The sequence below is a fragment of the Pseudoalteromonas sp. Scap03 genome (assembly GCF_013393115.1).
GTDB lineage: Bacteria > Pseudomonadota > Gammaproteobacteria > Enterobacterales > Alteromonadaceae > Pseudoalteromonas.
Map to the genome: position 1 here is coordinate 349,056 of NZ_VDEU01000001.1, position 15,529 is coordinate 364,584.

16 protein-coding genes are annotated in these 15,529 nt (G+C 40.5%); 8 read left to right on the forward strand and 8 right to left on the reverse strand.

From position 1 onward, the window contains the following. From secB to FHG08_RS01550, 3 genes are read right to left on the reverse strand one after another with little or no spacing between them, the layout of a single operon-like run. Positions 1-489: a protein-export chaperone SecB gene (gene secB / locus FHG08_RS01540; protein WP_010391837.1), complete on the reverse strand. Its 489-nt coding sequence runs from the start codon at positions 487-489 to the stop codon at positions 1-3. 38 nt (positions 490-527) lie between these two features. Next, the gene (gene grxC / locus FHG08_RS01545; protein ID WP_010391834.1) at positions 528-785 is read right to left on the reverse strand and encodes a glutaredoxin 3; all 258 of its coding nucleotides are present in this window, start codon (positions 783-785) and stop codon (positions 528-530) included. Between the two features lie 32 nt (positions 786-817). Next, positions 818-1,249, reverse strand: a complete 432-nt coding sequence (locus FHG08_RS01550; protein ID WP_178956629.1) for a rhodanese-like domain-containing protein — start codon at positions 1,247-1,249, stop codon at positions 818-820. Between the two features lie 322 nt (positions 1,250-1,571). Here FHG08_RS01550 and FHG08_RS01555 point away from each other — a divergent pair, with 322 nt between their 5' ends. The 5 genes from FHG08_RS01555 to FHG08_RS01575 all read left to right on the forward strand — a co-directional run bounded on the left by FHG08_RS01555 (position 1,572) and on the right by FHG08_RS01575 (position 6,754). Next, positions 1,572-1,769: a hypothetical protein gene (locus tag FHG08_RS01555; RefSeq protein WP_138609618.1), complete on the forward strand. Its 198-nt coding sequence runs from the start codon at positions 1,572-1,574 to the stop codon at positions 1,767-1,769. A gap of 188 nt (positions 1,770-1,957) precedes the next feature. Beyond that, positions 1,958-3,502 carry a 2,3-bisphosphoglycerate-independent phosphoglycerate mutase gene (gene gpmM, locus FHG08_RS01560; RefSeq protein WP_010391829.1) on the forward strand — a complete coding sequence of 515 codons (1,545 nt, stop codon included), beginning with the start codon at positions 1,958-1,960 and terminating at the stop codon, positions 3,500-3,502. Positions 3,503-3,505: 3 nt separating this feature from the next. Next, the gene (locus tag FHG08_RS01565; RefSeq protein ID WP_178956630.1) at positions 3,506-4,645 is read left to right on the forward strand and encodes a murein hydrolase activator EnvC; all 1,140 of its coding nucleotides are present in this window, start codon (positions 3,506-3,508) and stop codon (positions 4,643-4,645) included. 33 nt (positions 4,646-4,678) lie between these two features. Then, positions 4,679-5,944, forward strand: coding sequence for a S41 family peptidase (locus FHG08_RS01570; protein ID WP_178956631.1), 1,266 nt, complete (start codon positions 4,679-4,681; stop codon positions 5,942-5,944). Between the two features lie 57 nt (positions 5,945-6,001). Next, positions 6,002-6,754 (forward strand): divergent polysaccharide deacetylase family protein, encoded by a 753-nt coding sequence (locus FHG08_RS01575; RefSeq protein WP_054202667.1) that lies wholly within the window; start codon positions 6,002-6,004, stop codon positions 6,752-6,754. Between the two features lie 58 nt (positions 6,755-6,812). Here the strand turns inward: FHG08_RS01575 and FHG08_RS01580 are convergent, their stop codons facing one another. The 5 genes from FHG08_RS01580 to ftsY all read right to left on the reverse strand — a co-directional run bounded on the left by FHG08_RS01580 (position 6,813) and on the right by ftsY (position 13,853). Beyond that, complete coding sequence (locus tag FHG08_RS01580) at positions 6,813-8,684, reverse strand: methyl-accepting chemotaxis protein (RefSeq protein ID WP_178956632.1); 1,872 nt, start codon at positions 8,682-8,684, stop codon at positions 6,813-6,815. A 336-nt stretch (positions 8,685-9,020) separates the two neighbouring features. Next, entirely contained in the window at positions 9,021-9,884 is an 864-nt protein-coding gene (gene rpoH, locus FHG08_RS01585; protein ID WP_008114893.1) for an RNA polymerase sigma factor RpoH, read from the reverse strand. A gap of 241 nt (positions 9,885-10,125) precedes the next feature. Further along, the gene (ftsX, locus tag FHG08_RS01590) at positions 10,126-11,112 is read right to left on the reverse strand and encodes a permease-like cell division protein FtsX (protein ID WP_138571116.1); all 987 of its coding nucleotides are present in this window, start codon (positions 11,110-11,112) and stop codon (positions 10,126-10,128) included. Further along, complete coding sequence (ftsE, locus tag FHG08_RS01595) at positions 11,109-11,786, reverse strand: cell division ATP-binding protein FtsE (RefSeq protein ID WP_138571115.1); 678 nt, start codon at positions 11,784-11,786, stop codon at positions 11,109-11,111. Before ftsE ends, ftsX begins: the two co-directional genes overlap by 4 nt. 93 nt (positions 11,787-11,879) lie before the next feature. Continuing rightward, entirely contained in the window at positions 11,880-13,853 is a 1,974-nt protein-coding gene (ftsY, locus tag FHG08_RS01600) for a signal recognition particle-docking protein FtsY (protein WP_178956633.1), read from the reverse strand. Positions 13,854-14,058: 205 nt separating this feature from the next. Between ftsY and rsmD the strand changes: the two genes are divergently transcribed. From rsmD to FHG08_RS01615, 3 genes are all read left to right on the forward strand, one after another. After that, the gene (gene rsmD / locus FHG08_RS01605; protein WP_178956634.1) at positions 14,059-14,664 is read left to right on the forward strand and encodes a 16S rRNA (guanine(966)-N(2))-methyltransferase RsmD; all 606 of its coding nucleotides are present in this window, start codon (positions 14,059-14,061) and stop codon (positions 14,662-14,664) included. Positions 14,665-14,809: 145 nt separating this feature from the next. After that, entirely contained in the window at positions 14,810-15,025 is a 216-nt protein-coding gene (gene rpsU, locus FHG08_RS01610; RefSeq protein ID WP_002957797.1) for a 30S ribosomal protein S21, read from the forward strand. Positions 15,026-15,044: 19 nt separating this feature from the next. Next, positions 15,045-15,491: a GatB/YqeY domain-containing protein gene (locus FHG08_RS01615; protein WP_178956635.1), complete on the forward strand. Its 447-nt coding sequence runs from the start codon at positions 15,045-15,047 to the stop codon at positions 15,489-15,491. Positions 15,492-15,529 lie beyond the last annotated feature (38 nt).

Below are 15,529 nucleotides of genomic sequence, written 5' to 3' on the forward strand. Positions count from 1 at the left end.
TTATGCGTCTGCTGAAGCCTGCTCAGCTTGCGCTGTGCGTTGCTGCATGTACTGTGCAAATAATGCGTCAAAGTTAACTGGCGCAAGATTAAGTTGTGGAAACGTACCACGATTTACTAAGTTCGATACCGCTTCACGTGCATATGGGAATAACACGTTAGGACAGAATGCACCCAGCATGTGTGCTAATTGCATTTCTTCAACTTCAGCAATAGTAAAAATACCTGCTTGCTGAATTTCACACAAAAACGCAGTTTCTTCACCGATAGATGCCGTCACAGTTAATGCTAAAACAACTTCGTATACACCTTCATCAAGCTTATTAGAGCGTGTATCTAAATCTAATTTTACTTCTGGAGCCCACTCTTTTTGAAAAATAGCTGGTGAATTTGGCGTTTCAAACGACACATCTTTAGTGTAAATACGTTGAATAGTAAACTGTGCGCCTGCATCAGCTTCTGCTGCTGCGTTTTGATTTTGTTCGTTCATTGTTATTCCTAACCTGTTATTTATTATAATTAATTAAATTAAGCACTCAGCTTAGCGTCAAGGTGACCTTGTGCTTCTAGTGCCATCATGTCGTCACAGCCACCGATGTGTTCATCGTTAATAAAAATTTGTGGAACCGTGCTTGCGCCACCGGCTTTGGCGATCATTTCATCGCGAAGCTCTGGCTGAACGCCAATATCAATGTTTGTGTATTCTACACCTTTGCTGTCTAACAGCGCTAATGCGCGATGACAAAAAGGACAATATCCTTTGGTGTATAAAACAACGTTACTCATAATTAATCCTTAATCGGTTTAGCTAAGAGATATTAGCGACCGCTTGTTGTTGGCAGACTTGCTGATTGCCACGCACCCATACCGCCAGATAAAACATAAACCTGTTCATAGCCTGATTTATGCATTGCAGTTGCAACACCTGAGGCAGTCATGCCTGCAGCACATACCACTATAATGGGTTTGCTCTTATACTTTTCAAGGGTTGAGAAATCAGATTCTTTAGCTTTTTCTGGGTTTAAGTGCACAGCACCGGCAATATGACCTGTTTTAAACTCTTTTTGCCCGCGCATATCAACAACCTGACCGTCTTCGCGGTTAATAAGTAACGTTAACTGCTGAGGATTGATCTGACGAATTGCTGAAAATTTACTTTTTATTGCGCCACTAACAATAAGAAACGCAATCGCAACCCAAGCTAGGCTTAGAATTGGATGATTTGAGACAAATTCAATATATTGATCCATTCGACTTCCACTATAAAGTTACATGCTAAAACAGGGTGTTTTAGATATTTAATTCATATTTATTGAACTTACACAATGAGCAGTCACTCACCTGTAATTCAATTTAGAGCACTGTTAGGCTACTCTGAATTTTACCTACACATAGGCTTAGCTTACCCCACAAGCCTATTCAATACTTGAATAAAATAGGGATTAGCCGCGCAAGTATACCCAAATCAGCTAAAAATGCGAGTTTAAGCAGGCTTGTAAGCCACAATGTAGTGCTCTTTTAACTGAAAAATAACCTAACCCTTTAAAATATTCAATTGAGAGAGTGAGCTCATTGAAAATTTTTAATATCTTCTTTTCATTGCTGATCCTAGCTATAAAACACGGTATGCTTAAGCTTGGCATGTTGGCATTAATGTTAGCGTGTATTTTAGCAACGCTAGGGTCTGTTGATCTTTCAAGGTTAAATTTGCAGCAGTCTGTTTGGTATTTAGGTAAGGCAGAGCCTATGTGGTGTGGTTATTCCCCATAAATAGGCGATAACGCAGCATCAATGCCAAACAGGTGCTGCCCGAAGGGTTCTGCCTAGGGGCGATTTACTCTTTGTTGCTCGGTTTTTACTTAGCTCACTAGGTTACAAACCTAGCGCCGCGATTAAACCGCCCCTAGTTTGAACAAATTTTAATCCGCAAAGGTCAACAGACCCTAATAGGAGTGACTATGACAGAGCATAAAAAACCACTGGTATTAATGATTTTAGATGGCTGGGGATACAGAGAAGATGAGCAAAGCAATGCCATTTTAGCTGCTAATACCCCTGTATTAGATGAGCTTTGGGCAACTCGCCCTCATACATTAATTTCAGCATCGGGTTTAGATGTGGGTCTTCCTGGTGGTCAAATGGGTAATTCTGAGGTTGGCCACGTTAATTTAGGTGCTGGTCGTATTGTGTATCAAGATTTTACTCGCATCACAAAAGCCATTGATGATGGCGAATTTGATACAACCCCTGCACTGGTTGAAAACATTGATAAAGCTGTTCATGCCAACAAAGCCGTTCATATTATGGGACTGCTAAGCCCTGGTGGCGTTCATAGTCACGAAGATCATATTGTGGCGAGTATACAATTGGCTGCAAAACGCGGCGCTAAAGAGGTGTACTTTCATGCCTTTTTAGATGGCAGAGATACTCCCCCGCGCAGCGCTAAAGCATCAATTGAGCGTATTGAAGCCTTGTTTAGCGAGCTTAAATGTGGCCGTTTAGCCTCATTAATTGGTCGTTACTATGCCATGGACAGAGACAACCGCTGGAACCGTGTTGAAAAAGCGTATAATTTAATCACCCTAGGTGAAAGCGACTTTGATTATGAAGATGGCGTAAACGCACTTAACGCGGCTTATGAGCGCGATGAAAATGACGAATTTGTAGCAGCAAGTACTATTACCCCAAAAGGTAGCGAATCTGTAAAAGTAAATGATGGCGACACCATTATATTTGCCAACTTTAGAGCAGACCGCGCACGCGAAATCACTCGCGCCTTTGTCGAACCTGATTTTGACGGCTTTAATAAGAAAAAATCGCCCGAGCTTAGTGCCTTTGTGATGATGACTGAATACGCTGCTGATATTGATGCGCCAGTGGCTTTTGGCCCAACGCCGCTTAATAACGTACTTGGCGAATGGTTTGAGAAACAAGGTAAAACTCAGCTACGTATATCAGAAACTGAAAAATATGCTCACGTTACCTTTTTCTTTAGTGGCGGACGCGAAAATGAGTTTGACGGCGAAACTCGCGAGCTAATCCCATCTCCTCAAGTAGCAACGTATGATTTACAGCCAGAAATGAACTCACAAATGCTTACCGATAAACTCGTTGCAGCAATAAAAAGTGGAAAGTATGATGCCATTATTTGTAACTACCCTAATGGCGATATGGTCGGCCACTCAGGTGTATTTGAGGCGGCAGTTAAAGCCTGTGAAGCAGTAGATAGCTGTATTGGTCGTGTAGTTGATGCCCTTAAAGAATACGGTGGAGAAGCACTAATAACTGCTGATCATGGTAATGCAGAGCAAATGGCAAACCTTAAAACAGGCCAAGCGCACACAGCACATACTAGCGAGCCAGTACCCTTTATTTATGTAGGTCGTGACGCACAAGCGCATACCGGTAAAGCCTTGAGCGATGTTGCACCTACTATGCTGCATTTAATGGGTTTGGAACAACCTGCAGAAATGACCGGTTCGCCAATTATGGTGTTGAAATAATTTATGAATAAAAGCGCATGCCGCATCATTGCGTGTATATGTGTACTAAACTCATTAGCCACTGGCGTTGCAGTGGCTAATGAAGATCGTACCAAAAAAGACCTATCCCAAGTACAAGTTGCTTTAGAGCAAAGCCAAGCTGAGTTTCAACAACAGCAAAAAGAAATAGCTAAACAGCAGCAAAAACTAAAAACACATGAGCTAGCTATAGCGAAAAACGCTAAAGCACTTAATATGGCTGAGCAATCCGTTAAAAAAACACAACAACAGCAAGCAGAGCAACAACAACGCGCGGCAAAGCTTGAAAAACAACAAGCCCAATTTCAACGTATTTTAGCAGCACAGTTAAAAAGTGCTTATATGGCAGGTAGCGATGACTATTCAAAAATGCTACTTAACCAAGAAGATACCGCCAAATTTGAACGCACACTTAGCTACTATAACTACCTGAATAAAGCTCGTATAAAGCAACTTGATGATCTTAAAGCACTGCAAGTTGAGATTGCAAAAAATCAAGCTGAGCTTGCGAAAACAAAAGAGAGGCTCGTTGCTTTATTTGAAGAACAAAAAAGACGACAAGCAGCACTTCTTGGGGCTAAAAATGAGCGCCAAGCAAGCTTACAAAACCTAAAAAAGCAGTTAAATAAAACCAAAAATTCCATTAGCTATTTAGAAGAAAACGAACAAACTCTGATCGCCACTATCAAAGAACTTGAAGAAGAAAAAGTTACAAAAATTGAACTACTTGGCTTAAATCGTAATAAAGGAAAATTAAACTGGCCGAGCAAAGGAAAATTAGCGCATAGGTTTGGTCAACGTAAGCACGGCGGAATAAACTGGAAAGGTGTATTAATTTCTGCATCTGAAGGGACTTCAGTTAATAGCATTGATAATGGCCAAGTAGTATTTGCCGACTGGTTAAAAGGCTATGGCTGGGTAATCGTACTTGACCATGGTCAAGGTTTTATGAGCTTATACGGACACGCACAAACCTTGCTAAAAGACGTGGGTGATATGGTCAGAAAAGGTGAAAGTGTTGCATTAGTTGGGCAAAGCGGTGGACAAGCCGATTCTGGTCTATACTTTGAAATACGTCATAAAGGACGTGCTGTTAATCCCATAAAATGGTGCAGGCGTATTTAATATCAAAATAGCTGCATCCTGTTAGAGGCAGTTATGATAAACACACACATTTGCCAACAAAAAACCTCTGTGAAAAAGCGTGCACCCTGCTTTTGTTTTATCTTATTTGTTTTATTAGTGTTTTTTGGCTTTATAAATACAGCCTATGCAAGCTCGGTTAAAGACTTAGAAAGCCAAAAAATAAATGAAATACTGTTTAATATTCACACCTACTACGTTGATGATTTAGCACTGCAAAACAGTGAGTATATTGAATACAACTCGTCTCAATTTGAACGCTTATACTCTAAGCTCGACGCCTACTCTAAGTATTTAGATAAAAATGAGCTAAATGCATTATTTAATAACACGAATGGTCGCTATACCGGCCTAGGTATAGAAGTAAAAAGCATCGAGCAACGCACCACGATTGTTAAAGTAATTAATAATTCACCAGCCAAACAAGCAGGACTTCGCTCAGGCGATATAATTACTGCCGTTAATCAGCACTATGTAGAAAATAGTCCGATTGATTTAGTTGCACAATACATCAAAGACAGTGCTAACGGTAAAGTACAGCTAAGTATTACCCGTAATAACACTCAAACACCGCTAATATTTAATCTCAGTAGAAAACAAATTAAGCTAACGAGTGTAAACAAGCAACTACTTGACTCAGGTAGCGGTTATATCGCTATTAATAACTTTTCTAATCACACTTTGCATGAAGTTGCCTTGCAAATAGCCGCCATGCAAAACCATTATGGCCATTCATTAAAAGGCCTAATTATTGATTTACGAGATAACCCGGGAGGCACTTTAAAGAGTGCAGTTGCGGTAGCAGACCTGTTTCTTCAAGATGGCTTAATTGTAACGACCAAAGGGCGCTTTTATGATTCGAATCAATCTTTTTACGCTAAACGCGGCGATATTTTGAAAGGTGCTCCGATTGTTGTCCTGATTAATGAAAATTCAGCCTCAGCAGCAGAAATACTGGCTGCAGCGTTAAAAGAAAATCTACGTGCAAAAATAGTAGGGAGTCAGTCGTTTGGTAAAGGAACAGTACAATCACTTATTCCATTAGGCGACGGCGATACCGCCTTAAAACTAACCACCGCACGTTACTTTACGCCACTGGGAGAGTCTATTGAAGGGATTGGCGTAACTCCAAATGTGGCGATTAATCAAACAACACTTCCACAAACAAATAAAGCCGTTATAATAAAAAATGAACAATCAGAACAAAACACCGTTTTTAACGCTGAAGAATTAGCCGATATCCAGTTAGTAAAAGCAAAACAGCTACTTAGCATGCAATAAAAACGGTAAACTATTTAAAGATAATAAAAATTATAAAACGTGAAAATTATAAATTTAATGGTGTTAGCTGGGCTTTTTTTAATCCTATTTGCTGCACCCTATGGTGTTAAAGCCAAACAAATAGCCATAGTGATCGATGACATAGGTTATCATCAACGTGACCTAGAATTCCTAAGTTTACCTGGGCAATTGTCTTATTCAATTTTGCCTCATACCCCCTATTCTCAAATATTTGCAACCCTTGCTAGTCAGTCAAATAAAGAGCTCCTGTTGCATGTGCCTATGCAAGCTTTAAATGGTAAAAAGCTAGGCCCTGGGGCACTTACTTTAAATATGGATAAAGCACAACTTCAACAAACACTCGGTAATGCACTGGCGAGTTTGCCACAAGTTAAAGGGGTTAATAATCATATGGGTTCTGCACTCACTCAGCAAAGCCAAGCAATGAAGTGGACCATGGAAGTACTTAAAAAGCGTCAGTTGTATTTTCTCGATAGCCGAACAACCGAATTAAGCCAGGCGCAAAATGCAGCTAACTTTTTGGGGGTAGAAAATATTGGTCGGCATGTATTTTTAGATAATATAACTACCCCTGAGCAGCTACAATTTAGGCTAGAAGAGCTAAAGTCAAAAGCAACTAAATATCAGTTTGCCATTGCAATAGCACACCCCTACCCCGAAACTATCGATTTTTTACGCCAAGCTTTGCCGCAATTAATCGAGCAAGGATTTGAACTGGTACCAGTATCACAGCTGGTAGAACGTAAGTATGTACAAATAGCCCAACAACAAGCCATTTCATTAAACTGATGGAGTAAGCGAACGCCTTACCCCAACAGTTAATTTAACTCAATTATAAGTATGGTATTTATAAAACAAATGTCGCTACCTTGGCATTTAGATCTGTAGCTCTGTCTTTTAATACTTCGGCTTGGCTTAAATGCGCGGTAGCTGAGGTAGTTATTTCATCGGTTACATCTTTAATAGCAACCGTATTTCTAGTAATTTCATTGGTCACTTGCGTTTGCTCTTCTGCTGCAACCGCTATTTGACCCGCCATATCAGAAATCTCATTTACCGCCAAAGTAATTTCTTCTAGTGCGTGTGCGGCAGCATTTACATCATCCACACTATTGTTGGCATAGCCCTTACTGCTGTCCATCAAGCTCACTGCTTTTTTAGTGGTGTTTTGTAAGGTTTCTATAGTGGTATAAATTTCGGCTGTAGAGTTTTGTGTTCTTCTTGATAACACGCGCACTTCATCGGCAACCACTGCAAAACCACGCCCCTGCTCTCCCGCACGGGCGGCCTCTATTGCAGCATTAAGCGCTAAGAGATTTGTTTGCTCAGCAATTTCTTGAATGGTAGTTAAAATGCTCGATATAGCCTGAGCATGCAAACTTAATTCACCAATAACTGTGGTAGTTTGGTCTATTTCGCCCGCGAGTGAATTAATCGTGTTTCTGGTTTTATCAACTAACAACTTACCTTCACGGCTACTTTGTGCCGATTGTTGCGATGCGGTTGCAGTGTTTTCTGCATTAGCGGCAATTTCATGGGTTGCACTCGCCATTTCTGTGACCGCGGTAGCAACCATAGCCACTTCTTGTTGCTGACGCTGCAACTCACTGACACTGCTTTGGTTGGTGATTAAGCTTTTCTCTGCATCAAAGTCTAAGTCAGTAGCTAATTGACGAATATGACTGATCAGTTCATGTTGGCTGCTAACAAAACGATTAAAACTATCAGCCAGAACCCCAACTTCATCTTGCGTATCAACAGTTATACGTTGAGTTAAATCACCGTTACCATCTGCAATTGTTGATAAAGCTTGCGATACTCGGCTCAAAGGTGCGAGCAATACACCCAATAGCCATGAAATAGCCAACACACTCAGTAAAAGTGCTACCGCAACCAGCACTAATTGAGTCAGCAATAAACTAATAAGCGGAGCCTCTAAAGTTTGTTTATCCAATACAAACAACAACTGCCAATCTGTATTGTTAATGTTTTCACCCCAAACTAGCTTCTCTCGGCCTTCAACCTCAAAATAAACAGGAGTGAATTCACCGTTTTGGCTGTTAGATAAAATCAATTGATGATTTATTTTCGAGTCAATACGCGTAATATCTGCCATTACTTTTCTAGCGTCTTTATAGGCAATCACAGTGCCATCTTTATGCATCATAATGGCGTATCCATCTGCAGGTAAAGACATTGTATTGACGCTATCGACCAAGGTCTCAATCGACAAATCCCCCGCAACCACACCGCTTTGCGTGGTTTTAGCAATAGAAACAACCAACTGATTAAACGCGGTATCTAAATAAGGTTTGGTAATTACGGTGCTACTTTGAAGCAGTGCTTGTTTATACCATGGACGAGTGCGCGGATCGAAGCCGGTGCGATCAATACTGGGATCAGAGTCAGTCATTTTTCCGCTACTATCTCCAAAGTAAGTTAACTGAAAGCCACCTGAAAATGCTGCTTGCTGAAGTGCGCTGAGCGTGTTGCCCTCAACCTTATTCGCAACCGATTTAATTATCTGCTGACGACTAGCTAGCCAATCTTCAATACTCGTAGCCTGTTGCTTACCAGATTGGCTTACGTTATCAATACTGCTTTTTAGCAGTAACGCTTTTTGAGAGGTATAGCTATTCCACGACAGCAATAAAATAATAACGGCTAGGGCAAGAACGACCGATAGCAAGATTTTTTTCTTTAGTGAATATGAGTTCATATTGAGTGTAAATACTCGCGTTAAATGAAATTGAAAGGCAACAAACCAGTAATTAAATGACTTAATTTAGGCTACGATTTGAGCGATAAGTCGCTCAGGTGCGCGAATATTTTCATATACCCAAATTAAAAACAAACTAAAATCATGTATTTAAATTAAAACCAAACTTATTCATTAATTTTAAATAGCGTATATTTAATTAAAAGATACATAGATGTGACTAGAGGTAAGCAGAACAAGAAAAACGATACTTTCTATTAACCTTTTTAGTTAGCTTTTTTAGTTAAAAAAAAGCCCCGCATTTTCATGCAGGGCTTTATCAGTTTTTTAGTGCGACTAACTCATCGCGCTTTGTAATTTTTTCATTGCTGTTTTTTCCAGCTGGCGAACACGCTCTGCTGATACGCTGTATTTTTCAGCCAGCTCTTGCAGTGTTGCTTTATCGTCTGACAACCAACGAGCACTAACAATATCTTGAGAACGCTCATCAAGAGTTTTCAAAGCGCTAAATAAACGCGTATGTGACTGTTCTTGCCATTGTTGCTGTTCAATGTCGTCAGCTAAATCAGCAGAACCATCGGTTAAGTACTGTACCGGTGAGTAAGTACTAGTTGGCGCGTCATCATTATCGTCGCCAGTTAAATCAAAGCCCATGTCTTGGCCGCTCATACGCGATTCCATTTCACGTACTTCTTTTTCACTCACACCTAGCTCGCTAGCTACTGTGCTCACTTCAGCTTGGTTAAACCAACCTAAACGCTTTTTATTTTTACGTAAGTTAAAAAACAATTTACGTTGTGCTTTGGTCGTGGCCACTTTAACGATACGCCAGTTTTTAAGCACAAACTCATGAATTTCGGCTTTAATCCAATGAACGGCAAATGAAACCAAACGTACACCCACTGATGGGTCAAAACGTTTTACTGCTTTCATCAGTCCGATGTTACCTTCTTGAATTAAATCAGCTTGAGGTAACCCGTAACCCGAGTAGCTTTTAGCTATGTGCGCTACAAAGCGCAAATGCGACATAATGAGTTGCTTTGCAGCACTAAGATCGCCTTCTTCCTGAAGTCTTTTTGCAAGTTCCTGCTCTTGCTCAACTTTAAGCATAGGAATAGTACTAACAGCTTGAAGGTAGCCGTCCATACTTGCGCTTTGTTGCCCAACTGTAAGTGCCATTGCGTATAAATCTTTACTCATTTTTCACCTCGGTGATAAACATTTGAAACCATCTTAGCACTCTTTTAGTAAGAGTGCTAACTTGAATTTAAAACTTTTTTGAATCATAAATCAAGTGGTTTTTTTAGTGTTAAGTCAGTCTACGCTAGGCGACTGAATAACCTATGAATTGATTTAGCCAAAACAAAAATAACCTTTTTGCTTTGGCTTTTTTATTATTTTAAACTTAAAACATGACAGTTTTAAGAATTATATTAGAGCCCTAAACCTTATCAGGTTCTATTTCTGAGATGTAACGATTAACCGATAAGTAAGAACCAATAAAACCCAAACTAGTAGCAAGTAATACCAACGCGCCAAACTCATTAAGACTAAGCCCTATTAGCGTAAAACTGGTTTGATACACCCCTGCAACACTGCTTACTGCAGCAGATAGCCACCACATCATTAATGCTACGCATATAAAAGCAAACAATCCGCCAATCACACCATACCAAATGCCAGTCCATAAAAAGGGAGCGTGTATAAAGGTATTAGTTGCCCCAACTAGCTTCATCACCTGTATTTCTTCTTTTTTATCCATAATAGATAAACGAATTGTATTGCCTATAATTAGCGTCACTGAGGTAAGTAATAGTAGCGCAATCGTGATTACACTCTCTTTTAACAAACTTAGTAATGCATTTAGGCGCTCAAGCCAAGCGATATCAAGCTTGCCAAAGTCAACTTCGCGTTCGGCTTCAAGTTTTTTAAGCAATTGCTTAGCTGCATTAGGTTGGCTATGTCGTTGTGTTGGTGTGACTAAAACTACATTCGGTAACGGGTTGGTATCTAAATACTCTAAAGCCTGACCAAAGCCAGACATTTCTTTGAACTCATCCAAAGCCTCAGTGCGAGAAATAAAAGTCACAGTTTGTATTTCGGGATATAGCGCTAAGCGTTTAACTAAGGTTTGCGTTTCTTTCTCGCTCATATTTTCTTTTACAAACAAGGATATTTCGCTGGCTTGCTCAAAACCACTACTCACTTGCTGCACATTTTTTACCACTAAATATAGTGTAGCGGGCAAGGTTAAACTCAAACCGAGTACTGCAATGGTCATCATTGAAGCCAATGGCGTGCGCCACATTTCTCCTAGGCTGTACACACCTTGGCGAAAAATATTAATAATAAAAAAGTAACCGCCAGAGAATACTGACTTTTTTTGTTTATCATTACTATTTTGACGGCTTTTGAACAGTAAACTCATAATCCCCCCTCAGCCAGTGGATCTTGGCTCATTCGTCCATCATGAAGCGTTAAACTGCGGTACTTCATCCGTGACACTAAGCCCAAATCATGAGTGGCAATTAAAACCGTGGTGCCATGTTTATTAAAGTCTTCAAACAGGCGTAATATTTCCATTGATAATTCAGGGTCTAAGTTACCGGTAGGTTCATCGGCTAGCAATATAGGTGGCGAATTGACGATGGCTCGTGCAATCCCGACTCGTTGTTGTTCACCACCAGAAAGTGTAGAAGGGTGACAGCGCACTTTATCTAACAAGCCTACTTTATCAAGCGCTCCATGTACACGTTTGGCAATTTGCTTGTGGTGAGTCCCTTCAATAATTAAGGGCAAAGCAACGTTATCAAATACCGTATATCGCTCTAATAATCGATGATTTTGAAAAATAATACCAATGTCGCGACGTGCATACGGAATTTGACGGGAATTTAATTTATTTAAATCCACGCCATTAATAAACACGTTTCCTGCAGAAGGACGTTCCATTAAGCTAATAAGCTTTAATAGTGTACTTTTACCAGCCCCACTGTGACCAGTTAGAAAGGCCAATTCGCCAGGCTTTATATGAAAGTTCACTTTTTCAAGCGCACGGTGTCCACCGGCATAGGTTTTACTTACTTGCTGAAAATTTATCATTTTTTATTATTGCCAATTTATTGTTAGCCTTAGGCTCTAAAATAAAATGGTATTCCTCGCAATTAAAAAGGGAGCAGGCTCCCTTTTGGTAAATTAAGCGTCGTCCTCATCTTGACTAAATAGCGCGTCAATAAAGTCATCGCTCTTGAAGGTACGTAAATCATCAATACTTTCACCTACGCCAATGTAACGAATAGGAATATTAAACTTATCGGCAACGGCAAAAATAACCCCACCTTTAGCAGTACCATCAAGCTTTGATAATGTGATACCTGTTAAACCTACACATTGATTAAATAAGTTTACTTGGCTAATTGCATTTTGGCCTGTACCAGCATCAATAGTCAGCATCACTTCATGAGGTGCATCAGGGTCTACTTTTTTCATTACACGGGCTATTTTTTCAAGCTCTTGCATTAAGTTATCTTTATTTTGCAAGCGCCCTGCTGTATCAGCAATTAACACATCGACATTACGTGCTTTTGCAGCTTGAAAAGCATCAAATACTACCGATGCACTATCAGCACCTGTATGTTGAGCTATTACCGGAATGCTGTTGCGTTCACCCCATACTTGAAGCTGCTCTACCGCTGCAGCTCTAAAAGTATCACCGGCAGCAAGCATGACCGACTTACCTTGATTTTGGAATTGCTTGGCCATTTTACCAATGGTGGTGGTTTTACCTACGCCGTTTACCCCTACCATTAAAATAACAAAAGGTTTTTTATCTGCTGGTATTTCTAAAGGCTGCTCTGCTGTTTTTAGCATAGTTGCCATTTCTTGTTTCATAAGCTCATAAAGCGCATCACCATCTTTAAGTTGCTTGCGATCGGCTGCATCAGTTAAATTATCAATAAGCTTCATGGTGGTATCAACACCGAGATCAGCAGTAAGTAACTGAGTCTCTAGCTCTTCAAATAATTCGTCGTCAATTTTTTTACCGCTAAAAATTGACGAAAAACCAGAGCCAATATTAACTCGAGTTTTAAGTAAGCCTTTTTTGAGACGAGAGAAAAAGCCTTCTTTTTTAGGTTTTTCCGCTTTCTTTGCTTCTTCCTCTGCAAGCTCTGCGGTCAGTCGCTGTTGCTCTAGGCGTTCAGCCTCTTCTTCAGCTGCAATACGCTGTTGTTCTAAACGCTCACTCTCTGCTTGTTCTGCTGCAATACGCTGTTGCTCTAAACGCTCATTCTCAGCTTTTTCTGCTGCAATACGCTGTTGTTCTAAACGCTCATTCTCAGCTTGCTCTGCTGCAATACGCTGTTGCTCTAAACGCTCATTCTCAGCTTGCTCTGCAGCAATACGCTGTTGTTCTAAGCGCTCGTTTTCAGCTTGTTCTGTTGCAATACGCTGTTGTTCTAAACGCTCATGCTCAGCCGCAATACGCTGTTGTTCTAAGCGCTCATTCTCAGCTTGTTCTGCTCCAATACGCTGTTGCTCTAAACGCTCATTCTCAGCTTGTTCTGCTGCTATGCGCTGTTGCTCTAAACGCTCATTCTCAGCTTGTTCTGCTTCAATGCGCTGTTGCTCTAAACGCTCATTCTCAGCTTGTTCAGCCGCAATACGTTGTTGTTCTAGGCGATCATTCTCAGCTTTTTCAGCTGCTATACGCTCTTGCTCTAACAACATTTGCGCTTCTTGTTCTGCTAAACGTTGAGCTTGCTCTTGTCTTTGCTGCTCGGCATCTGCCTGTTGTTTAGCCAATAGCTCAGCGTTAGCTTGTTCAATCGCTTGTTTTTCTGCTGCCGCAGCGCGTTGTGCTTGCGCCTGTTTTTCTTGCTCTAAACGCTCTGTCTCTGCTTTTTCGGCAGCTATTTGTTGTTCGGCTTTTTCAGCTTGCTCTTGCGCTAAACGTTCTGCTTCAGCTTGTTCAGCTGCAATTCGGGCTTGTTCTAAACGTTCGGCTTCAGCTTGCAAACGCTCTGCCTCGGCCTTCTCTGCTGCTAAGCGCTCCTGTTCGGCTTTTTCTGCCTGCTCGTTTGCTAATGCTTGTTGTTTATCAGCTTCTGCTTGTTTTTTATCTGACTTGCCAAAACCGAGCCACGACATGAATTTACTTTTTTTTGCCATACTTGCTAATAACCACTTATAAAAATCTGATAAACTAACGATAATGATAGCGTGCTTTTAAGCCTAAATAATTGCTTTTTAGCAACACGTTATCCTCGAGGGTGCATAATAGTAACACTTTTAGCGCAGTTGAAAAATGACACGCCGTGATATGATTGCAATATTATCTGAGCTAGATCATAGATACCAATTTTTAGTGAGTTAAATGAGAAAAAAAAACACACAAAATAACACCACCCATAAATCAGCCGATGGCTTTATTAGAATCATTAGCGGCCAATTTCGCGGTCGTAAACTGCCAGTAAAAGACGTTCAAGGCTTGCGCCCTACAACCGACAGAATAAAAGAAACGGTATTCAATTGGTTAATGCACGACACCCGCGATGCGCGCACTCTCGATTGCTTTGCCGGCTCTGGTGGTTTAGGATTTGAAGCGCTATCTCGCTTTGCTAAAAACACCACATTTTTAGAGCTTGATGCGTTAGCAGCAAAACAGCTAACGCAAAATGTTACCACCCTTAATGCGCAAAATGCACAGGTACTCAATACTAATACCCTGACCTTTCTTGAAAGCAAAAACACCAGTGAGGCATTTAATTTAGTTTTTATTGACCCGCCATTTCGCAAAAATTTAGCCCAATCATGCTGTGATTTATTAGAAAATAATCAATGGCTCGACCCTGACGCACTGATATACGTTGAGGTAGAAACGGAGTTAAGCTCGTTTAAAGCACCTAGTAACTGGTTGTTAATAAAAGAGAAAAAAGCTGGGCAAGTTTTTTGCAGGCTATACCAACGGTATATAAATTAACACTGTTTTAGCGGTCGGGTTTCTGTTAATATTATCCTTTACATGTGGTGTTGCTTCGGATTACAATACCGCACCATTTTTGAACCACTTGATCAATGTTTGATCAACTTGAGCAACGCTCATAATTTAGGTAGGTGAATTTTTAATGCCAGTAATTAAAGTAAGAGAGAACGAACCGTTTGACGTAGCACTTCGTCGCTTCAAGCGTTCATGTGAAAAAGCAGGTATCCTTTCAGAAGTTCGTCGTCGCGAGCACTATGAAAAACCAACAGCTGAGCGTAAGCGTAAAAAAGCAGCTGCTGTTAAACGTCACATGAAAAAACTTTCTCGTGATAACGCTCGTCGCGTTAAATTATACTAATATATTAGGTCTTGTATAAATGAGCCTTTTAATAACGCTAAAAGATGCGCAAAAAGATGCGATGAGAGCTAAAGACAAACAACGTCTTAATCCTATTCGCATGGTACTTGCTGCAATCAAGCAACGTGAAATTGACGAGCAAATAACACTAGACGACGCAGATATTACCTCCGTTATAGTGAAGCTTGTTAAACAACGTCGCGACTCTTACACTCAGTACAAAGATGCTGGGCGTGATGATTTAGCTGAAATTGAAGCCAATGAGATTACAGCACTTGAAGCTTTTTTACCTCAACAATTGAGTGAAGAAGAAATCATTGCTCTCATTGACGCGGCTATTGCTGATACTAACGCAGCAGGTATGCAAGACATGGGTAAAGTAATGGGTATAATCAAAAGCAAAGCCGAAGGTCGTGCCGATATGGGCAAAATCTCAGGTTTAATTAAGCAACGATTAACTGCCTAATACTCCCACATACATTAAGTATGATTGAAGTAAACCGA